Raw genomic sequence first — 19,758 nt, forward strand, 5'->3', positions numbered from 1 at the left:
CGGAGGATTCACCCGGCCTCAATCGGAACCCACACTCAGCGCCGCGCGGATCGTCTCGGCGGTCCCGTCGAGCACGGTGCGGTTCGGGGTGCGCGGCACCGCCCGCAGCCCGAACCCGTCGCCGCGACGCCGCGGAACGACGTGCAGGTGCACGTGGAACACCTCCTGGCCGGCGGCGACGCCGTCGGCCAGGAAGAGGTTGACCCCCTCGATCGGGAGCGAACTCGCGCGCAGTGCGGTGGCGATGCGCCGGCCCGCGTCGAACACCCGCGCGCCGTCCTGCGGATCGAGGTGCGCGAGACCGGACGCGTGACGCTTCGGGATCACCAGCAGGTGTCCCGGTGTGAACGGGCGAATGTCCATGAACGCCAACACGTCCGGTTCGTCCAGCACGATGCTCGCCGGCGCGGTGCCGGCGACGATCGCGCAGAACACGCAGTCGCTCACGCACTCTCCTGGACGGGTGCCGGCCGCCGGACGCCCTCGAGGAGCTGCAGCAGCTGCGCCTGCACCTCCGGCCGTTCGCGGACCGGGTCGTCGCTGTGGGCGAGGTAGAGCATGGCCTCCTCGACGGCCGCGACGATCATGTGCGCCAGCGCCGAGGACTGCGGGGCCGGCTCACCGCTGCGCCGCGCGATGGCCCGCAGCGCGCGCTCGGTGATCATGATGGTGTTCTTGCGGTGCCCCTCCCGCACCTCCGCCCAGCCCAGCACCGCGGGAGCCTCGATGAGCAGCAATCGGCGGATCGCCGGGTCGTACACGACGTCGAGCGAGGCGAGCACCGCCGCGGTGAACGAGTCCCACGGATCGTTCCCCTCGATCGCCGCGAGCGTCTCCTCGGTCTCCACCTGCATCCGTTCCACGACGCCGCGGAACAGGTCCCGCTTGTTCGCGAAGTGGTGGTAGAGCGCCCCGCGGGTCACGCCCGCGACAGCGACGATCTCCTCGGTCGCCGCCGCGGCGTATCCGTCGCGGAGGAAGACCTCCGTCGCGGCGTCGAGCAGCGCGGCTCGTGTCCGCACCGCATCCCGAATTCGTACGGCATTACCCGGCTTCCCAGCCAACATCTTCTCCCCTGCACTTCGGCTACCCCCATCTGACAAATCCCCCTGGCAGCCCGTTCCGGACGATCCCTACAGGATCGGCGCCGGCGTGTACTTCGCGGCGTCCGGGTACTGCTCGACGAGGTCCTGCACCGCCGCAACGACGGTGGCGACCTGCGCCTCCGCGGCCCCGACGAACGCCGACCGGTCGGCCAGCGCGGCGTAGAGGGCCGCTCGATCCAGTGGCAGCCGCTCGTCGGCGGCCAGCCGGTCCAGCAGGTCCGGCTCGCGGCCCTGCTCGCGCATCGCCAGCGCCACGGCGACCGCATGCTCCTTGATGACCTCGTGGGCCGTCTCGCGGCCCACGCCCGCGCGCACCGCCGCCATGAGCACCTTGGTGGTGGCCAGGAACGGCAGGTAGCGGTTGAGCTCCTTCTCGATCACCGCCGGGTACGCGCCGAACTCGGCGAGGACCGTCAGGAACGTCTCCATCAGGCCGTCGAGGGCGAAGAAGGCGTCGGGCAGTGCGACGCGCCGCACGACCGAGCAGAACACGTCGCCCTCGTTCCACTGCGCGCCGGCGAGCTCGGCGGCCATCGACGCATACCCGCGCAGCACCACCTGCAGGCCGTTGACACGCTCGCAGGAACGGGTGTTCATCTTGTGCGGCATCGCGGACGAGCCGACCTGGCCCGGCTGGAAGCCCTCGGTGACGAGCTCGTGCCCGGCCATCAGGCGGACGGTGTGCGCGAACGACGACGGCCCGGCCGCGACCTGCACGAGCGCGGAGAGCACGTCGTGGTCCAGCGAGCGCGGATAGACCTGACCGACGCTGGTGAGCACGTTCGCGAACCCGAGGTGCTCGGCGACCGTCGCCTCGAGACGCGCGAGCTTGTCGGCGTCGCCGCCGAGCAGGTCCAGCATGTCCTGCGCGGTGCCCATGGGGCCCTTGATGCCGCGCAGCGGGTACCGGGCGATCAGCTCGCGCAACCGGGTGAGCGCGATGAGCAGCTCGTCGGCGGCGGACGCGAACCGCTTGCCGAGGGTGGTGGCCTGCGCGGCGACGTTGTGCGACCGGCCCGCCATCACCAGCGCCGAGTACTCGGCGGCGCGGTCGGCCAGCCGCGCGGCGATCGCGACGCCGTGGGCGTGCACGTGCTCGAGGGAGCGCAGGATCTGCAGCTGTTCGACGTTCTCGGTGAGGTCGCGGCTGGTCATGCCCTTGTGCACGTGCTCGTGGCCGGCGAGGGCGTTGAACTCCTCGATGCGGGCCTTCACGTCGTGGCGGGTGACGCGCTCGCGGGCCGCGATCGACTCGAGGTCGACCTGCTCGAGCACCCGCTCGTAGTCGGCCAGGGCCTCCTGCGGGACGTCGATCCCGAGTTCCGCCTGCGCCCGGAGGACCGCCAGCCACAGCTGGCGCTCGAGCACGATCTTGTGCTCCGGCGACCACAGCGCTGTCAGGTCCGGGCTGGCATAACGGGTGGCAAGAACGTTCGGGATGCGACTCACAGGACATCAGTTTACGGCGCCCCGTCACGCCTCCTGTTCGGCAGGCGGTGCCACCCGCTCCACGACGTCGGGCAGGATGCCCCGCGCGAGGGCCCGCGGATCGGGCTCGAGATCGCCGAGCGCGCCGAGCACGGCCCCGTCGACAACCGCGACGAGCCGCCGCAACTGCGGCTCGTGCACCGACCGCCCGCACCGCTGCAGCAGGTCCGTGAGCAGCTGATCGATCTGCACGCGCAACTCATGCTGGACGTCGCGCAGTTCGGGGTGCCGGGCGGTGGCGACGCACCGTTCGTAGCGGGCGATGAGGCGCTCGCGTTCGATCTCGCCGACCCCGCCGGGGCCGACGAGCAGGTCGACGATCAGGTCCGCGGTGGACTCGGGGCTGCGGTCGCTCGGCGGGACGCACTGCACCCGCGAGCGCATCGCGTCGAGCTCGCGCCGCCCGTTGTGCTGCACCGCGCTCGCGATCAGGTCGTCGAGGGAATGGAAGTAGTAGGTGGTCGAGGCGAGCGGAAGTCCGGCGCGGTGCGCGACGGCGCGGTGCCGGACGGCATCGATCCCGCCCTCGAGGATCAGGTCGGCCGCCGCCTCGACGAGCGCCTGGCGGCGCCGTTCGCCCTTCGGGGTGGCTGCGATCGACACCCTTGTCATGGTGCCAGTCCCGGTGGTCACGCCTGAGGGAAACGGCCCGAATACTCGCAGGTAGGACCTATCTGTCGGGTTTCGTCACGGTGTGGGCAACCAGGCGCGCAGCCGTTCCAGCGCCGCCCGCACGTCCGCCGTGGAACCGGCGAAGGACAGCCGGACGGTCCGGTCGCCGTGCACGGTGTCGAAGTCGACGCCGGGCGCGAGCGCCACTCCGGTCTCCTGCAGCAGCCGGGCGCACCAGCGGGTGGAGTTCTCGCCGGCCGGGAGCAGGTGACCGATGTCGGCGTAGACGTAGAAGGCGCCGTCGGCGGGCGCAAGCTCGGTGATCCCCAGCTCCGGCAGGCCCCAGAGCAGCAGCTCGCGGTTGGCCGCGTACCGCGCGACGTGGCCGTCGAGTTCGGCCCGGGCCTCCGCGCCGAACGCGTCGACGGCCGCGTACTGGGAGATCGTCGGCGGGCACACCGTCATGTTGGAGGCCAGCCGCTGCAGCGGCGGGCGCAGTCCCTCCGGCACGAGCATCCAGCCGAGCCGCCATCCCGTCATCGAGAAGTACTTGGACACGGAGCCGATCACCACGGCTTCGCGGGAGGTCTCCCACGCGCAGCTCGTTGCGGGCGCACCGTGCGTTCCGAACTCGATGCCGTGGTAGATCTCGTCGGAGATGAGCAGCGCGCCGTGGTCGTCGCACCAGCGGGCCAGCGCGGCCAGCTCGGCCGGTTCGATCATGGTGCCGGTCGGGTTGGCGGGGCTGGCGACGACGAGTCCGGCGATCGGACCGTCGAGGGCCTCGAGCATCTCGACGGTCGGCTGGTAGCGGGTGTGCGGCCCGCAGTCCAGCTCGACGACCGTGCAGCCGAGCGCGGCGAGGGTGTTGCGGTAGGCGGGGTAGCCGGGCCGGGCGACGACGACCGTGTCGCCGACGTCGAAGGCGGCCAGGAACAGCAGGGTGAACGCCCCGGAGGATCCGGTGGTGACGACCACGTCGTCGGCGTCGGCGTCGATGCCGTAGCGGTCGCGGTGGTAGCCCGCGATCGCCGCGCGCAGCGGCAGGATCCCGAACGTCTCGGTGTAGCCGAGCAGCTCGTCGTCGAGCGCGCGGTGGGTGGCGCGCAGCACCGGGGCGGGTGCCGGCGTGGACGGCTGACCCGCCGCCAGGCTCAGCACGTCGCCGTGGGTGCGCTGCCGCTCGGTGGCGGCCTTCCACACGTCCATGACGTGGAAGGTCTGGATCCGGGATCGCTGCGATTCGCTCCGCACGTCACCAGACGGTAGTCGCGGGCCCGGGGGCGACCGGCGGCCGGGGACGGTCAGACGGTGATCCGGCCCTCGACGGCGGCGAGGCCGATGTCCTTGCGGAAGTGCCCGCCCGGCAGCTTGATGCCGGCGAGCGTGGCGTAGGCCTCGTCGCGGGCGGCGGTCAGGTCGGCGCCGGTGCCGACGATGCTGAGCACGCGGCCGCCGGCGGAGACCAGCGATCCGTCGGCGAGCCTGGTGCCGGCGTGGAGGACCCCGTCGGCGTCGGCCCCGGTGATGACGTCGCCCGTGCGCGGGCTGGCCGGGTAGTACTCGGCGGCCAGCACCACGGTGACGGCGGCGCCGTCGCGCCAGCGCAGCGGCGGCAGCTCGGCCAGGGTGCCGGTCGCGACCGCGTTCAGCGCCTCCCCGAGCGGCGACTCGAGCAGGGCGAGCACGGCTTGGGTTTCGGGATCGCCGAAGCGGCAGTTGAATTCGACGACGGCCGGGCCGTCCTTGCCGATGGCCAGGCCCGCGTAGAGCAGGCCCGAGAAGCCGCATCCGCGGCGGACCATCTCGGCGGCGACGGGCCGGACGACGTCCTCGACGATCGTGTCGACCATGCCTTCGGGCAGCCACGGCAGCGGCGTGTAGGCGCCCATGCCGCCGGTGTTGGGGCCGGTGTCGCCGTCGCCGACACGCTTGTGGTCCTGCGCGGGCAGCAGCGGCACCACGGTCTCGCCGTCGACGAGGCAGAACAGCGAGACCTCGGGGCCGTCGAGGAACGATTCGAGCAGCACCGGGTGCCCGTTCTCGAGGATCTCCGCCGCGTGGTCGCGGGCGGCGGCCCGGTCGGTGGTGACGACGACGCCCTTGCCGGCGGCGAGCCCGTCGTCCTTGACCACCCAGGTGGGTCCGAAGCGGTCGAGCTTCTCGTCGAGCTCGGCCGGATTGTCGACGACCTCGCTGTGCGCGGTGCGGACCCCGGCGGTCTGCATGACGTCCTTGGCGAAGGCCTTCGAGCCCTCGATGCGGGCGGCCGCGGCGGACGGGCCGAAGCAGGCGATGCCCGCGGCGCGGACGGCGTCGGCGACACCGAGGACGAGCGGAACCTCCGGGCCGATGACCACGAGGTCGACGTTCTGTTCCTTCGCGAGCGCGACGACCTCCTCGGCGGAGGCGGCGTCGACCGGGAACTGCTCGGCGATCCGGCCGATGCCGGCGTTGCCGGGGGCTGCCAGCACGGCCGTCACGCCGGGATCGCGGGTCAGGGCCAGGACGAGGGCATGTTCACGGGCACCGGAGCCGATAACGAGTACGCGCACGCAGCACAGGTTACGGGACCGGTCCGGGGCCTCGGACCGACGCATCCGCGCGGCTCCAGCGGGCCGCTCCCGCGCCTCGGTCGTTCCCCTCCACCGGGCACCACACGAGGTCGGCGCGGTCGCGGGTCCGCGCGACGGTGCGCGCGTTGGGCATATCCACCGTGCGGACCCACTCGGCGGCCTGCTCGGCGGTGGATCCGGTGGCCCGATGGCGTCGGATGAGCCGGGCGGCGAGCTCGTCGCCCGGTGCGTCGAGGTAGACGACGAGGTCGAGCAGCGGGCGGATCCGCTCCCACCCGCCGTCGCCGAGGAGCAGGTAGTTGCCCTCGGTGACGACGACGCGGGTCTCGGGGGTGATCTCGTGGAACGCGGCGATCGGTTCGTGGAGGCGGCGCGAGTACTCGGGGGCGTGGACGGTCTCCGTGCGGTCGTCGCGGATGCGGCGCAGCAGCGCCGCGAACCCGGCGACGTCGAACGTCTCCGGCGCACCCTTACGGGATCGGGTGCCGCGGGCGTCGAGCCGGTGGTTCGACAGGTGGAAGCCGTCCATCGGCGCGGCCGCGGCGGGTATGCCGGCGTCGCGGAGGAGGCCGACGAGCAGGTCGGCGGCGGTGCTCTTGCCGGCGCCGGGTGGGCCGCAGAGCCCGACCACGCGCCGCTCCCCCGCCGCGACGATGCGCAGGTGCCGGTCGATCAGGTCGGCGACGAGCGCGCGCAGCGGGCCCGTCCGGGGCGGCTGCGGCGACGACATGCGACGAGGATACGAGAGGCGGCGCGCGCGGCGGTCCGCCTATTCTCCCCGGTATGGCTTCCGTGTTCAGCATGATCATCGCCGGCGACCTGCCGGGCCGGTTCGTGTGGCAGGACGACGACGTCGTCGTCTTCCTGACCATCAACCCCGTGAACCAGGGCCACGTGCTCGTGGTGCCGCGTCAGGAGGTGGACCACTGGCAGAGCGTCGACGCCGACGTGTGGGGCAAGGTCGGCGACGTCGCCCGCATCATGGGCCGGGCGGTGTGCTCGGCGTTCGACGCGCCGCGCGCGGGCCTGCTCGTCGCGGGCCTCGAGGTGCCGCACCTGCACCTGCACGTCTTTCCGGCGTACGACCTCGGCGACTTCGACATCAGCAAGGCCGAGAAGGACCCGTCGCCGGAGTCGCTCGACGAGGCGCAGGCGAAGCTGAAGGCCGCGCTACGAGAACTCGGGTACGCGGACAACGTCCCCGACTGACGCGCCGGGACCCGTCGGCACCGGCGCCGACGGGTCGTCGAGGAACGCGGTGAAGTGCGCCCACGACGTGCCGCAGGCGGTGAGGCCGGCGAGCAGCCCGAGGTGACTGCCGGGCACGACCTCGAACCGCACGTGGGGCGAGCCGGGCAGCACCCGGCGGATCGCCTCGACCGCCGGGACGGGCGCGAGCACGTCGTCGCTGCCGCCGAGTGCGAGCACGGGCACGGAGACGTCGGCGAGGTCGATCGTCCGGTCGTCGAAGCGGACCCGGCCCGTCGCGAGATCGTTCGCGACCGTGATGCGCATCGCCATCTGATGGAACAGCCTGCCGGGGTAGCCGGGCATGTCGGCCTGGAACCGGTCGATCGCCTCCATCCGGGCCAGGGTGTCGGCGTCGGCGAGGTTGCAGGCGACGAACCACGGCCGGGTCAGTTCGCGTTCGAGGGCGGTGGCCCGGTAGCCGATCTGCACCAGCGGGGCGGGCACGCCGCCGAGCAGGTGGGTCACGGCGGTGAGGGCGGGCTCGCCCACGGCGCGTCCGAGGTGGCGGGCCGGCCCCAGGAAGGGGATGCGCGCGTAGTCGATCGGCGTGCCGAACGCGGTGATCGAGCGGATCGGCAGCCCGGGGTGGGCGGCCGCGGTGAGCAGGCACAGGGTCCCACCGAGGCTCCAGGCGCCCAGGTCGACGTCGCGGCCGCCGCACAGTTCGGAGACCCGCGCGATCGCCTCGGGCACGATGTCGTCGACCCAGTGCTCGAAGCCGAGATGCCGGTCGGAACGGTCCATGGTGCCGAAGTCGAGGACGTGGACGCTGCGGCCGGCGTCGACGAGGTGCTGCACGAGGCTCTGCCCGGGCCGCAGGTCGTAGCAGCGTGCGGGCGCGGCGAGCGGGGGCACGAGCAGGACGGGGGCACCCGCGTCGGGCTCGCCGTAGCGGCGCAGGGTACGGTGCGGTCCGTCGGCGACGACGGCCGACGCGGTGGCGTGCGGCGGTTCGATTCCGTCGCCGACGAACAGCGCCCAGGCGTTGCGCAGGGCGCGCTGCGCCGTCCCCGACAGTCCCACGACGTCTCCTTACTCGAAAGTCAGTTACGTCACCGTAGCCGAGGGCTGGATCGTCACTCCACCGGCATCCGCGGGATGAGCACCCGGAACGTGGAACCGGCGCCCACGGCCGACTCCACCTCCACGTGGCCGCCGTGGGCCGCCACCAGCGCCGCGACGATCGACAGTCCGAGACCGCTGCCGCCCGACGATCGGGTGCGCGACGTGTCGGCGCGATAGAACCGCTCGAAGACCCGGGCACGGTCGGCCTCGCTCAGGCCGGGGCCGGTGTCGAGAACCTCGAGCACCGCATCGGATCCGATCGTGCCCACCCGTACGGTGATGCGGGCGTCGGCCGGGGTATGGGTGAGGGCGTTGGTGACGAGATTGCCGAGGACCTGCCGCAGCCGCGCGTCGTCGCCGAGCACCTCCGGGGTACCGGGACCGTCGAACACCTCGAGCCCGACGGCGCGATCGGGCGCGACGGCCCGCGCATCGTGCACGGCGTCGGCGGCCAGGGCCAGCAGGTCCACCGGCTTCCGCTCGAGCGGCCGCTGCGCATCGAGGCGGGCCAGCATGAGCAGATCCTCGACGAGGAGCCCCATGCGCCGGGACTCGCTCTCGATGCGGTCCATCAGCATCGCGATGTCGCTGCTCGCGCCCTGGCGGTAGAGCTCGGCGAATCCTCGGATCGTGGTGAGCGGGGTGCGCAGCTCGTGGCTGGCGTCGGCGACGAACCGTCGCATCCTCTCCTCGGATCTGCGCGCGGATTCCTCCGACGACGCCGTCGCCGCGAACGCAGACTGGATCTGGCTGAGCATGACGTTCAGCGCCACCGACAGCCGGCCGACCTCGGTGCGCGGATCCCGTTCGGGAACCCGCCGGTGCAGATCCCCGCCCGCGATCGCCACGGCGGTGCGCTCGACCTCCACCAGGGGCCGCAGGCTGCGCCGCACCACGAAGTAGCCGGCCACCCCGAGAACGAGCAGCACCGCGGCGCCGATGCCGACCTGCAGCACGACGAGCCGATCCACGGTCTCCTCGATCGAGGTCAGCGTGACCCCGACGGTGGTCACGATGCCCGCGGTGCTGCGGGTCGACACCACCCGCCAGCGCACGTCGGAACCGTCGACGGAACCCACGGTCACCGGCTCCCCCGCCGGCTCGCCGGGCAGCGCCGGCGACGTGGACTCGTCGTTGACGACGAACCGCTCCACCCCGTCGGGGCCGACGACCCGCACATAGAACGGGCTCGGCGGGCGATTCGAACTCGGGGCGTCCGGCGGCGGCAGCTCGCGGCCGGCACCGGGCGGCTTGGCCCACGTCTGCGCCGCGGTGCGCAGATCCTGATCGGTGCGGGCGAGGAGCGAACCCTGCAAAGCGGACGTCACCGCCACCCCGGACGCCAGCAGCCCCAGCCCCGACAACGACACCAGCGCCGCGACCAGCGCCAACCGCAGCGGCAGCGCCCGCATGCGGCTCACTCGCGGGGTTCCCGCATGACGTACCCGACCCCGCGCAGGGTGTGGATCAGCGGCTTGTCCCCGGTGTCGACCTTGCGGCGGAGGTAGGAGACGTACGACTCCACGACGCCGACCTCCCCGCCGAAGTCATAGCTCCACACGTGGTCGAGGATCCGCGGCTTGCTGAGCACCGTGCCCGCGTTGACCATGAAGTACCGCAGCAGGGTGAACTCGGTGGGTGAGAGCGACACCGGCCTGCCGGCCTTCCACACCTCGTGGGTGTCGTCGTCGAGTTCGATGTCGGCGAAGGTGATACGGGACGAGCGTTCGTCCTCGGACACCTTGCCGGCCCGCCGCAGGATCACCCGCAGCCGGGCGATGACCTCCTCGAGGCTGAACGGCTTGGTGACGTAGTCGTCCGCACCCAGGGTCAGGCCGGACACCTTGTCCTCCACGGCGTCCTTCGCCGTCAGGAACAACACCGGCGCGTCCGAACCGTCGGCCCGGAGCCGGCGCAGCATCCCGAACCCGTCCATCCCGGGCATCATGACGTCGAGGATCACCGCGTCCGGCCGGAAGGCCCGGGCCCGGTCGAGTCCCTCGGCGCCGTTTCCCGCCGTCTCGACCTCGAAACCCTGGAACTTCAGGCTCACCGAGAGCAGTTCGACGATGCTCGGCTCGTCGTCGACGATCAGGATCCGCGCTTCGGGGGTCTTGTCGGTCACGGCGTCGATTCTCCCGGAGGGCTCTGGCATGCCGCTGCGAGAATCCTGGGAACTTCCTGTATGCCGGCCCTGCCGAATTCGGGCCGTCGGAGTACGGCGATCGGGGATCATGGACGTGTCCGCACCGGGAGGAGCCGCCGTGTCGCCGAAGTGGGTGCGCCGCGGGGCGGCGTCGGCCGCAGCCGTCGCCGTGTCCCTGATCGCGGTCTGCCCGCCCGCGGCCGCGGAGGCGGTCGAGGTCTCGTTCGGCATCGCGTGCCGGGTGCGGTCGGTGATCGACGTCGACGAGCTGCTCGGGTCGTCGGCCACGGTGGACGCGCCCGCCCGGGTTCGTCCCGGCGAGCGGTTCACCTACCGCATCCAGACGGCGCCCGTCGCGTACCCCGACTCGAGCCGCGGCGCCACCACCCGCAGCGTCTCCCGCCTGAAGAACGACTTCGCCATTCCCGCCAACGCGACGTTCGTCGACGCCGCTGTCGTGCCCGGCACCGCCTTCAACCTGGACAACGTGCCGCCCGGTGTGCTGCGGGTGAACGAGGACGGCGTCCCCGACCCGGCGGGCACGATCCTGCGCCTGTCCGGAAACAACGAGGTCATCGGCAACAGCCCCACGTCCGGTGCCGACAGCGAGGCCGGGATCCGGGCGCCGAAGACGCAGCTGCAGCTCGACGGCTCCCCCAGCCCCGTCGGCGACAGCTGGTTCCGGCTGCCGGCGGTGGAGGTGACCATGATCGCGGGCGACGCGGGCGTGATCACGCCGATGCTCCGCACGGCCGGTGCCGCGGGCCTGGTCGACGACGACGCCAACTACAACACCTCGCTCACCCAGGCCACGTTCCTCGGCACCAACCAGTGGGGACCGACCCGCTGCTCGCCGCGGGACACCATGACCGGTCCGCTCAACGCCGGCGCCGGCCCGCTGGCGACCATCACCATCTCCGACACCGCCGAGGTGCCCGCCACGGTCACCGTCGACGCCCCGGACGTGGTCGACGACGGGACGGTCGTCACGCTCACGGCGACGGTGTCACCGGACGTCGACGGCGGCACGATCCTGTTCCGGGACGGCGGCACCGACCTGGGTCCACCGGTGGCGGTCGTCGACGGCCGCGCCACCACCGAGCACCGCGTCTCCGGCGCCGGGAGCCACACGATCACGGCGGTCTACTCGGGCGCGCCCGGCGCGGCGGGCGCGACATCCGAACCCGTCGCCGTGACGGTTCCCGGATCCGACAGCACACCCGGCTGGTGGGTCGCAGCCGGGATCGGGGTGATCGCCGGCGCGCTGGCCGTCGCCCTCGTCGCCCGGCGCAGGCGGCGCTGATCCGGCGTAACACGCCCCGCACGTCCACCACCTTGTCGGCGCGTGATGCTATTACGGGACGAAGACAGCCACCGCGAAGGAGGTCCCGCCCATGACGTGCCGGGCGTGCCGATCCGATCTCGACCACTGTCACGGCACCCTCGTCGTGCACGCGACGGTGCCCGTGGAATGCACCGAACCCGACTGCTTCGACACCTCCCGCGTGCGGCACATGCTGGTGGTCGACTGCTCCGACCTCGCCCACGGCTGCGGATGCACCGAGACGTACGTACGGGTCGGAACGCTCCGCGTCTCCTGACGACCTTCGGTAACGGCTCGTCCCGCCGAGCCGGACTGTTGTGCCGGTTACAGTGACAGGCATGAGTCTGGCGTCCGCGCTCGCGTTTCCCGTCCGCCTCGGATTCGCCGCAGCGGACTCGGCCCTGGGCGTGGCGGAGGGCGCGATCGCCACCGTCCGCCTGGCGATTTCCCCCCGGACGTACGCGGGGTTGAGCGCGGTCGGCGTGGCGAATCCGCGGGGACCGCTGGGCCTGCTGCAACAGGTCTCCGTGCTCGCCGCCGACGACCGTCCTCTCGGCCAGGCGCTGCGCCCCGACGGACCGCTGGACCGCCTCCTCGCCCCCGGCGGGCCGGTGGACCGGCTCACCGCACCCGGCGGCCCCCTCGACCGCCTCCTCGAGCCCGGCGGCGCCCTCGACCGCGTCACCGCCCCCGGCGGTCCGCTCGAGAAGATCCTCGCCGAGGACGGGGCGCTGGACCGCCTGCTGTCGAACGGCGGCCTCCTCGACCGTCTCACCGCACCCAGCGGCCCGCTCGAGCGCCTGCTCGCCGAGAGCGGGCCCGTCGAACGCCTCACCGCCCCCGGCGGCATCGTCGACATCGCCCTCCAGCCCGGCGGCCTGCTCGAGCGGGCCCTCGAGCGGGGTGGAGTGCTGGACACCCTCCTCGCCGAACAGGGCGCCCTCGAGCGCCTCCTCGCCAAGGGCGGTCCGCTCGATCAGATCGTGTCGCTGTCCGAGACGCTGGCGCAGCTCACCCCCAGCATCCTGCGGATGAGCACCAGCATCGACGTGCTGCAGGAGACCGTCGAACTGCTCCGCGGGGCGGTGGGCCCACTGGGCGACCTCGCGGGCAAGCTGCCCGGTCGGTGGCTGCGCAGCAACTCGGGCGGCACGGGCAACAGCGGCAGGCACGAACTGCAGCCACCGGACTGAGCCGGTCACTCCTGCAGGTCCGTGACGGCCCGGAAGGAACCGTCCATATGGAACGGGGTGGACTCGTGCTCGTGCGCGATCCGCCACGACCCCTCGACGCGGCGTAGACCGAACGTGACACGGAACCACATGTCGAATCGCGGTCCACCGAGCTGTGTCGCTCCCAGCCGCGACAGCGCGTGGCAGAACGCGACGTCGCCGGCCGCCTCGACGCGCAGATCCCGCACTTCGCAGTCGAGAGGGCCGTCGAACCCCGCGAACCACGACGCCCAGGCCTGCGGGTCGGGAGCGGACTTGCGCAGCGGCGGCGCCAGATCGAACACCGTCGCACCGGGGATATAGCACGCGGCGAGCCGATCGACGTCCTTGGCGTTGCGGGCCGCGGTGTGTTCCTCGATCAGCGCGCGGATCTGTTCGTCGGCCAGGGCCTCGTCCACCTCGAGGAGGGCGAGGATGTTGCCCGCCGGGTCCCGGAACCAGGCGATCGGCGGACCCACCCGACGGAAGATGCCCTTGCCGTCGACACCCTCGTAGCGCTCGAACCGGATTCCGCGCGCGGCGAGTTCGTCCACCGCCTTCTCGATGTCGCGAACCGGGAAGTTGAGGATCGTGTAGGTGGCCGGGGTGTGGTCCTCCTTCGGATAGATCAACGTGTCGCGGCCGCCGTCGAGGTGCAGGTGGAGCATTCCGTGCTCCTCGGACACGGAGACGCCGAGGACGTCGCCGTAGAACTTCGCGGCCGCGGCAACGTCGTCGACGGCGAAGCCGGAAAAGGCTGGGGAACGGTCGAACATGGTGCTCACTCCTCCGCTGCGAACGATGCTGCACCTGTTCCGACCGCCGAGCGACGGCAAACTCATCGGCCGGCCGGGGACCTTCTTCCCTGACGCGGATCCGGACGCCGGGGCTAGCGTGGAAGACGGTCCTGCCCGAGGGAGGTCGCCATGACACCCACCACGACCCGTCCGCGCTCCCCGGTCGCCGCCCGGCGATTCGGGTATCTCGTCGCGGTGCTCCTCAATGCGGCGGTGCTGTACGCCGCCAACGTGTGGCCGGGCTGGGAAGCCGTACCATTCCTCACCGAGGGCACCCGGTCGGTCATCGGCTTCGTCAATGCCTCGATCCTGGCGAGCCTGGTCGCCAATCTCCTGTACTTCGTGTGGGATCCCGTCTGGTTCAAGGCGCTGGGAGACGTGGTCACCACCGCGGTCGCGCTGCTGGCGCTGCTGCGGATCTGGCAGGTGTTCCCGTTCGACTTCGGCGACGCCTCGTTCGACTGGCCGCTCGTGGTGCGCATTGCGCTGGGACTGGGAATCGTGGGCAGCATCATCGGAATCGTCGCCGCCTTCGTCACCTTCGTCCGCAACGTGGCGGGCCACCCGTCCACCCGCGAGATCCGGCACCACTGAAAGGCGCCCCGAACCGGCGATTTCCCCGCAATCCGGAGGTCAGCATGGAAGAGCGTTACGACTACGACGTGATCGTCATCGGGGCCGGACCCGGTGGGCTCACGGCCGCGGCATATCTGGCGGCCGCCGGGCGCCGGGTACTGGTGGCCGACGCCCGCAACCAGCCGGGTGGGCACATGTCCGCCTTCACCCACGACGGATACGAGTTCGACATCGGGCTGCATTACACCTCCGAGGCGCCGGTGCGACACGCACTCGGACCGTTCGGTGTGGACGTGACGTTCCGGGAGTTCGATCCCGCAGGAATGTTCCGGCTGCTGAACGGCGACCGCGAACTGGCGGTCCCGAAGGGCATGGATGCCTTCAAAGCCACTCTGTACGAGGCATTTCCGGCAGAGCGTCACACGATCGACGAATTCCTCACCACCGTCGAGCTGCTCACCGAGGAGCTGGGACGGATCGCGGAGCGGCCGCACCTGCGTGAGCTGCCACAGCTGCCGTGGCGGCTACGCGGCCTGCTGCGCTACGGACGCGCGACCGCCGGTGGCTACCTGCGCCATCTGCACGCCTCCCCGCAACTCACCACCGCACTTCTCGGCTGGACGACCGGCAGTCTGGCCGTGGCGCCGTCGCGGCTGTCGCTGCCGGTGGCGGCCCGGATGATCCACACCTATCTCGAGGGCCTGTCGTACCCGCAAGGCGGATCGCGGGTCGTCTCGGAGGGCCTGGCAGAGGTGGTGCGCGGCCATGGTGGCGACGTACTGCTCGGCACGGAGGTGAGCCGGATTCTCGTCGACGACGGCAGAGTTCGCGGCGTACGAACACAGGACGCATCGCTCGACACCGTTCCGGGGGCCGGACGCGATATTCTCGCCCCCGCGGTCGTGTCGGCGGTCGATATTCAGCAGACGTATCTGTCGCTGCTGCCGCCGGATCGTGTGCCTTCCCGGCTCCTCCGGCGGGTACGCAGCTACGAACTGGCCCTGCCGCTCGCCGTCGTCTATCTGATTCTCGACCGGGACCTCGCCGCCGAGGGCTATCCGAACGCGACCCGTCTCGTCACCGACACGGACGACTTCGATGCGGAGTACGCCGCGCTCCGTGCGGGTGAGCTTCCCTCGTCCACGTCCGCCGGCCTGTGGATCGCGAGCCTCGCCGACCCGGAGAACCCCCGGCTGTGCGCGCCCGGGCAGACCAACGTTCAGCTGATCGGCCCGGCCCCGGCACAGCACACCTGGTGGGGAATAACACCGGGAAGCGGTTCGACAGCGCGCTACGACGCGAGACGACGCGAGCTTCGCGACCGGCTCGTGAGGTCGGCCGAACGCACGGTTCCCGGCCTGGCCGACGCCATCGTCCACGAGGAGACGGGGACTCCCGTCACCGACGAACGCTTCATGCGCTGCACCGGCGGCGTGTCGTACGGCCCGGCGTTCACCCCGAGCCAGACGTTCACCCGCCTCGGCGCGACGGGACCGGTCGAGGGCCTGTTCCACGCCGGTGCGGGGGTGCGCCCGTCGCACGGGCTGGTCGGCACCCTGTTCGGTGGGGTGGCCGCCGCAGCGGCGGTCGCGGGAGTATCCGTCGACGACCTGCGGGACGCCGCAGCAGCCGGATGCGGCGCGGCCGGCACCCCCACCTGACCGGTCACGGGACGGCGGCGTCCCGCCGCGCCACCCGACTCGGACCGCATGACGACGGCCGTCCGGCGAGGCTTGCCTGGTACCACCTCCGGCACCGCACTAGCGTTGGAACCATGCCCGTTCCCGAACTGCTCGCCGGCCGCTACGAGTTGCGCGGCCTGCTCGGCTGCGGCGGCATGGGCGAGATCCACGACGGCTGGGACACGCGGCTGGGGCGGCCCGTCGCGGTGAAGGTGCTGCGCGGCGAGTTCGGCCGCCAGCCCGACGTGCGCCGGCGCTTCGAAGCCGAGGCGCGAGCCGCGGCGAACCTCACCGATCCGCACATCGTCGCGGTGCACGACAGCGGTGAGGACGCCGGAGTTCCGTACATCGTGATGGAACGCCTGCCCGGCCGCACCCTCGCCGACGAGATCGCCCTCGGCCCGATGCCGGAGGACCGGGTGCGCGCGATACTGATCGCCGTGGTGGCTGCGGTCGCCGCGGCGCACGACGCCGGGATTCTCCACCGCGACATCAAGCCCGGCAACATCCTCTTCACCGAGACCGGAACGGTGAAGGTGACCGACTTCGGTATCGCCAAGAGCGCCGGCGAGGACTACACCCGTACCGGTGAACTCGTCGGCACCGTCGCCTACCTGAGCCCCGATCGGCTCTCCGGCACACCGGCGAGCGTGACGGACGATCTGTATGCCGCCGGGGCCGTGGGGTACGAGGCGCTGACCGGGCGAAAACCCTACGACTACGACAACCTGCTGGCCCTGGCGCGGGCGATCACGCAGGGGCCGCCGCCGCCGCTGGCCACCGCGCGACCGGACGTCGACCCCGCACTCGTGGCCGTGATCGAGCGTGCGATGGCACGCGAACCGGAGCACCGCTTCGGGAGCGCCCGGGACATGCTCGCTGCACTGCGGGAACCGCACCTGGCCGCACTGCGGGAACCGCACCTGGCCGCACTGCGGGAACCGCACCGCGCCGATCCGGTGACCGAGGTGATCCACGCGCCGACCCGGGGGTTCACCGTTGCCGGGCCGCCCGTGCCGGCACCCGTCCCGACGCGGTCGACGTTCGACGCGGCGCCCGACTCCGGTCGCCGCCGGATCCTGCTCGCAATCGGCCTCACCGCCGCGGCGGTGGTCGCCCTCCTCCTGCTGGCCTGGGGTCAGGGCGGCGACACACCGCCGGTCGCCACGCCGGGGACGAGCAGCGTTCCCGCCACCGCCCCGACACCGGTCGGCAGCGTGGGTTCGCCCACCCCCTCGGCCGTGGACACCGGGCCCGTCTTCACCACCCTTCCCGTGCCGGCCCCGGCGCCGGCGCAACCGCCGGCGGAGGAGAAGCCTCCCAAGCCCGAAAAGCCCAGCAACGACAACGGAAACGGCGGCGGAAACAACAGCAACAGCGGAAACAACGGGGGCGGCAACAATGGAGGCGGCAACGGCCGCTGACCGTCGGCCGTCGAGACAGGCCCGGCACGAGCCGGGACCGCGCGCCGCAAGCGCTCCCGCTTCGAGGCGGAGCGCTTGCGGCGTGGGTCGAGCGTGGGTCAGAGCAGGATGCCGAGACCGGCGAGCAGCGTGAACAGCGTTGCAGCGAGGGAACCGAGAACCATGTTTACCTCCGTTGTGTCGAGTGACGATCCTTCCGTCCTCGCATGAGCGGGGACGAACGACGCTCCCGCAGCAGCAGGGTGCACCACGGGGGACGTCATCAAGATCATCGAGCGGTACGTTCTAGGTGTTACCCGCGGTTCGCCGTCCCACTCCGTGATGTGCATCACCGACGCCTCCATCAGCCTCCGAGGATGCGGCGCAGCTGCCGGGCCTGACCGACGAGGTGGCCGTCGCCGTCGGTCAGCTCCGCCTCGTCGACGCACAGCATCTCGGTGGCCCACACCGTTCGGTGCCGCAGGTGATACCAACCGTCGGCGGCTGCACGCGACGGGGCGAAATGCGCCGCGAACTCCACCGTCGGAACCGGGACGGGTGCGGACATCGTCGCGAACAACCCCGGCGGCAGCGCATCGAGGAGGATCGCGGCGCGCTCGACCGGAGCGAACTCGACCGCGGACATCAGCCGTATCCACACCTCGAATTCCGGGTCGTCGCCCCGGCCGAAGGGCCGGGCCGCATTGATCGGCCGGATGTCGAGGTACTGCGAGAACGGCACGAAGTCGACCGGGATCTCCAGGGGCGGCAGCGTCACGGGATCCGTGCCGCCGAAATCGCTTCCCGTACGCGGCCAGGTCGTTTCACCCACCGTCCGGGCGAGCCGGACGAGGGCGGTGACCGAGTCCGGCATCGATGCCCGGGCGCTCACGGTCCGGCCGCCGCGGACGTCGTCGACCGCGACGTCGACGGGGCCGGGCTGCACAGGGCCGGTGAAGTGCGCCGAGACGGCGAGCGGCGTTGCGCCGGTTTCCACGGCGGCCGCGCGAATCAGGGCCGCGACGACGAGTCCGCCGTGCACGCCACCGAATCCCAGCCAGCTGGAATCGAATTCGATCGGGAAGGGGGCGGGGGCGAGATGGGTCATGCCAGGACCTTCACTTCCGGTGTGGACGGGCGGGGGGTCATACCTCCGGCGGCGAGGGCGGCGACGACGGCAACCGCCGCGATCGTCCACCAGGAGAATCGGAAGGCGGACACCGCATCGTCACCGGCCCCGAGGATCGCGACGAGCACGCTGATCCCGAGCACGGTGCCGAGCTGCCGGCTCATGGTGACGATCGCGCTGCCGGTGGCGGTGCGTGCCGGGGGCAGTTGCGCCGTGGCGGCCGAGAGGATGGTCGGCAAGGCCAGCCCCACGCCGACGCCGCCGATCAGCCAGCCGGGCAGCAGCGCGGTCGCATACTCCGGCTCCGGCCCCACCGTCGCGAGGACCAGGCCGGCGCCTGCGCCCCACAGCACGCATCCCGCTGCGGCGATCGCGCCGGGGGTGAAACGTCGCGCGAGCACCTGCCCGACGGCGGCGAAGAGCGGCACCATCAGCGGCCCGGGAGCCACGGCCAGACCCGTCCGCAGCGCGGAGTATCCCCAGACCTGTTGCACCCACAGCACATTGGCCAGGAGACCGGCCGCGAACGTCGCGCTGAAGATCAGGGCGGTCACGTTCGACCAGGAGAAGGAGCGCACCGCAAGCAGACTCGGCTCGATCAGCGGCGCGGGGTGCCGGGCGTTGACGTGCGCGAACAGCAGCAGGGCCCCGGCGGCGACGACGAACGCGGCGAGGATGCGGACGTCGGCCCAGCCCCACTCCGGCCCCTGGACGAGTCCGAGCGCGAGTGCACCGATGCCCAGCGTCAGCAGAGCGGCGCCGGCCAAGTCGAGGCGGGTGCCGGAATCGACCGGGCGGATGTCCGGCACGACGCGCCGCGCGACGGCGAGGAGCAGGATCCCGATCGGGACGTTGATCAGGAACGCCCAGCGCCACGAGACCTCGACCAGAAGCCCGCCGACCACCGGGCCGAACGCCGCCGCCGCAGCACCCGTGGCCGCCCAGATCCGCACGGCACCGGCACGTCGCGCCTCCGGCACCGCGCTCACGAGCAGCCCCAGGCTGGCCGGCGTCAGCGCCGCGGCTCCGACGGCCTGGAACAGCCGGCAGATCACGAGCACCCACAGCGACGGACTCAGCGCACATGCCGCGCTCGCGACGGTGAACAGCCCGAGGCCTGCGAGGAAGCCGCGCCGGCGGCCGATGCGGTCGGCCCAGCGACCGAGCGGGACCAGCAGCGCCGCGTACACGATCGCGTAGCCACTGAGCACCCAGCTGAGCTCTCCCAGCGAGCTGCCGGGGTAGCTGGTCCCGATGTCGCCCAGTGCGACGTTGAGGACGAACAGATCGAGGCTCGCGACGAAGGGCGCTCCCGAGAGGACGGCGAGGAGCGGGCCGATCCGGACCGAGACCTGACTTTGTCTTTCCATAGCCAGAGAGGTTAGAAGCTGA

General features: G+C 71.9%; 20 protein-coding genes. 7 read left to right on the forward strand and 13 right to left on the reverse strand.

Going from position 1 to position 19,758, the window contains the following annotated elements; genetic code table 11:
- Positions 1-18: 18 nt before the first annotated feature.
- The 7 genes from JYA75_RS27325 to JYA75_RS27355 all read right to left on the reverse strand — a co-directional run bounded on the left by JYA75_RS27325 (position 19) and on the right by JYA75_RS27355 (position 6,512).
- Positions 19-447, reverse strand: a complete 429-nt coding sequence (locus JYA75_RS27325) for an HIT family protein (protein ID WP_006931860.1) — start codon at positions 445-447, stop codon at positions 19-21.
- On the reverse strand, positions 444-1,022 hold the full coding sequence (locus JYA75_RS27330; protein ID WP_006931853.1) for a TetR/AcrR family transcriptional regulator: 579 nt from the start codon (positions 1,020-1,022) through the stop codon (positions 444-446). Before JYA75_RS27330 ends, JYA75_RS27325 begins: the two co-directional genes overlap by 4 nt.
- 111 nt (positions 1,023-1,133) lie before the next feature.
- Positions 1,134-2,555: an adenylosuccinate lyase gene (purB, locus tag JYA75_RS27335; RefSeq protein ID WP_161996379.1), complete on the reverse strand. Its 1,422-nt coding sequence runs from the start codon at positions 2,553-2,555 to the stop codon at positions 1,134-1,136.
- Between the two features lie 24 nt (positions 2,556-2,579).
- A complete protein-coding gene (locus JYA75_RS27340) occupies positions 2,580-3,197 on the reverse strand; it encodes a TetR family transcriptional regulator (protein WP_029541237.1) in 618 nt (205 codons plus the stop codon).
- An 84-nt stretch (positions 3,198-3,281) separates the two neighbouring features.
- Positions 3,282-4,460 carry a pyridoxal phosphate-dependent aminotransferase gene (locus tag JYA75_RS27345; RefSeq protein ID WP_203329550.1) on the reverse strand — a complete coding sequence of 393 codons (1,179 nt, stop codon included), beginning with the start codon at positions 4,458-4,460 and terminating at the stop codon, positions 3,282-3,284.
- 50 nt (positions 4,461-4,510) lie between these two features.
- The gene (gene purD / locus JYA75_RS27350) at positions 4,511-5,761 is read right to left on the reverse strand and encodes a phosphoribosylamine--glycine ligase (protein WP_029541231.1); all 1,251 of its coding nucleotides are present in this window, start codon (positions 5,759-5,761) and stop codon (positions 4,511-4,513) included.
- Positions 5,762-5,771: 10 nt separating this feature from the next.
- On the reverse strand, positions 5,772-6,512 hold the full coding sequence (locus JYA75_RS27355) for a nucleoside/nucleotide kinase family protein (protein ID WP_050034606.1): 741 nt from the start codon (positions 6,510-6,512) through the stop codon (positions 5,772-5,774).
- Positions 6,513-6,565: 53 nt separating this feature from the next.
- Here JYA75_RS27355 and JYA75_RS27360 point away from each other — a divergent pair, with 53 nt between their 5' ends.
- A complete protein-coding gene (locus JYA75_RS27360; protein WP_029541228.1) occupies positions 6,566-6,991 on the forward strand; it encodes an HIT family protein in 426 nt (141 codons plus the stop codon).
- On the opposite strand, the gene JYA75_RS27365 is transcribed toward JYA75_RS27360, so the two are convergent.
- The 3 genes from JYA75_RS27365 to JYA75_RS27375 are packed head-to-tail and all read right to left on the reverse strand — an operon-like array spanning position 6,953 to position 10,223.
- Positions 6,953-8,056: an alpha/beta hydrolase gene (locus JYA75_RS27365; protein WP_168579158.1), complete on the reverse strand. Its 1,104-nt coding sequence runs from the start codon at positions 8,054-8,056 to the stop codon at positions 6,953-6,955. The two genes, JYA75_RS27360 and JYA75_RS27365, sit on opposite strands and share 39 nt — an antisense overlap.
- Positions 8,057-8,109: 53 nt before the next feature.
- Positions 8,110-9,519, reverse strand: coding sequence for a HAMP domain-containing sensor histidine kinase (locus JYA75_RS27370; RefSeq protein WP_161996382.1), 1,410 nt, complete (start codon positions 9,517-9,519; stop codon positions 8,110-8,112).
- Positions 9,516-10,223, reverse strand: coding sequence for a response regulator transcription factor (locus JYA75_RS27375; protein WP_006942991.1), 708 nt, complete (start codon positions 10,221-10,223; stop codon positions 9,516-9,518). Before JYA75_RS27375 ends, JYA75_RS27370 begins: the two co-directional genes overlap by 4 nt.
- A gap of 139 nt (positions 10,224-10,362) precedes the next feature.
- Between JYA75_RS27375 and JYA75_RS27380 the strand changes: the two genes are divergently transcribed.
- From JYA75_RS27380 to JYA75_RS27390, 3 genes are all read left to right on the forward strand, one after another.
- The gene (locus tag JYA75_RS27380; protein WP_006942990.1) at positions 10,363-11,547 is read left to right on the forward strand and encodes an Ig-like domain-containing protein; all 1,185 of its coding nucleotides are present in this window, start codon (positions 10,363-10,365) and stop codon (positions 11,545-11,547) included.
- A gap of 91 nt (positions 11,548-11,638) precedes the next feature.
- On the forward strand, positions 11,639-11,845 hold the full coding sequence (locus JYA75_RS27385) for a hypothetical protein (RefSeq protein WP_006942989.1): 207 nt from the start codon (positions 11,639-11,641) through the stop codon (positions 11,843-11,845).
- 61 nt (positions 11,846-11,906) lie between these two features.
- A complete protein-coding gene (locus JYA75_RS27390) occupies positions 11,907-12,761 on the forward strand; it encodes a hypothetical protein (protein WP_029541220.1) in 855 nt (284 codons plus the stop codon).
- A 5-nt stretch (positions 12,762-12,766) separates the two neighbouring features.
- On the opposite strand, the gene JYA75_RS27395 is transcribed toward JYA75_RS27390, so the two are convergent.
- A complete protein-coding gene (locus JYA75_RS27395) occupies positions 12,767-13,555 on the reverse strand; it encodes a nuclear transport factor 2 family protein (RefSeq protein WP_161996383.1) in 789 nt (262 codons plus the stop codon).
- A 150-nt stretch (positions 13,556-13,705) separates the two neighbouring features.
- Here JYA75_RS27395 and JYA75_RS27400 point away from each other — a divergent pair, with 150 nt between their 5' ends.
- The 3 genes from JYA75_RS27400 to JYA75_RS27410 all read left to right on the forward strand — a co-directional run bounded on the left by JYA75_RS27400 (position 13,706) and on the right by JYA75_RS27410 (position 17,258).
- The gene (locus tag JYA75_RS27400; protein ID WP_203329551.1) at positions 13,706-14,170 is read left to right on the forward strand and encodes a hypothetical protein; all 465 of its coding nucleotides are present in this window, start codon (positions 13,706-13,708) and stop codon (positions 14,168-14,170) included.
- A gap of 44 nt (positions 14,171-14,214) precedes the next feature.
- The gene (locus JYA75_RS27405) at positions 14,215-15,813 is read left to right on the forward strand and encodes an NAD(P)/FAD-dependent oxidoreductase (protein WP_203329552.1); all 1,599 of its coding nucleotides are present in this window, start codon (positions 14,215-14,217) and stop codon (positions 15,811-15,813) included.
- Positions 15,814-15,926: 113 nt separating this feature from the next.
- The gene (locus JYA75_RS27410; protein ID WP_185713858.1) at positions 15,927-17,258 is read left to right on the forward strand and encodes a serine/threonine-protein kinase; all 1,332 of its coding nucleotides are present in this window, start codon (positions 15,927-15,929) and stop codon (positions 17,256-17,258) included.
- 343 nt (positions 17,259-17,601) lie between these two features.
- Here JYA75_RS27410 and JYA75_RS27415 read toward each other — a convergent pair whose 3' ends face one another.
- Together JYA75_RS27415 and JYA75_RS27420 are read right to left on the reverse strand one after the other, a co-directional pair.
- Positions 17,602-18,345, reverse strand: a complete 744-nt coding sequence (locus JYA75_RS27415; RefSeq protein ID WP_050034601.1) for a thioesterase family protein — start codon at positions 18,343-18,345, stop codon at positions 17,602-17,604.
- Entirely contained in the window at positions 18,342-19,736 is a 1,395-nt protein-coding gene (locus JYA75_RS27420) for an MFS transporter (RefSeq protein ID WP_185713860.1), read from the reverse strand. The genes JYA75_RS27415 and JYA75_RS27420 overlap by 4 nt, the downstream gene beginning before the upstream one ends.
- Positions 19,737-19,758: the final 22 nt, after the last annotated feature.

The sequence above is a fragment of the Rhodococcus sp. PSBB066 genome (assembly GCF_017068255.1).
In the GTDB taxonomy this organism is placed as follows: Bacteria; Actinomycetota; Actinomycetes; order Mycobacteriales; family Mycobacteriaceae; genus Rhodococcus; species Rhodococcus aetherivorans.

Coding starts and splice junctions, on each gene's coding strand:
- JYA75_RS27405 (WP_203329552.1), top strand. CDS start 14,215: ATGGAAGAGCGTTACGACTACGACGTGATCGTCATCGGGGCCGGACCC.
- JYA75_RS27400 (WP_203329551.1), top strand. CDS start 13,706: ATGACACCCACCACGACCCGTCCGCGCTCCCCGGTCGCCGCCCGGCGA.
- JYA75_RS27420 (WP_185713860.1), bottom strand. CDS start 19,736: ATGGAAAGACAAAGTCAGGTCTCGGTCCGGATCGGCCCGCTCCTCGCC.
- JYA75_RS27390 (WP_029541220.1), top strand. CDS start 11,907: ATGAGTCTGGCGTCCGCGCTCGCGTTTCCCGTCCGCCTCGGATTCGCC.
- JYA75_RS27355 (WP_050034606.1), bottom strand. CDS start 6,512: ATGTCGTCGCCGCAGCCGCCCCGGACGGGCCCGCTGCGCGCGCTCGTC.
- JYA75_RS27385 (WP_006942989.1), top strand. CDS start 11,639: ATGACGTGCCGGGCGTGCCGATCCGATCTCGACCACTGTCACGGCACC.
- JYA75_RS27410 (WP_185713858.1), top strand. CDS start 15,927: ATGCCCGTTCCCGAACTGCTCGCCGGCCGCTACGAGTTGCGCGGCCTG.
- JYA75_RS27395 (WP_161996383.1), bottom strand. CDS start 13,555: ATGTTCGACCGTTCCCCAGCCTTTTCCGGCTTCGCCGTCGACGACGTT.
- JYA75_RS27415 (WP_050034601.1), bottom strand. CDS start 18,345: ATGACCCATCTCGCCCCCGCCCCCTTCCCGATCGAATTCGATTCCAGC.
- JYA75_RS27360 (WP_029541228.1), top strand. CDS start 6,566: ATGGCTTCCGTGTTCAGCATGATCATCGCCGGCGACCTGCCGGGCCGG.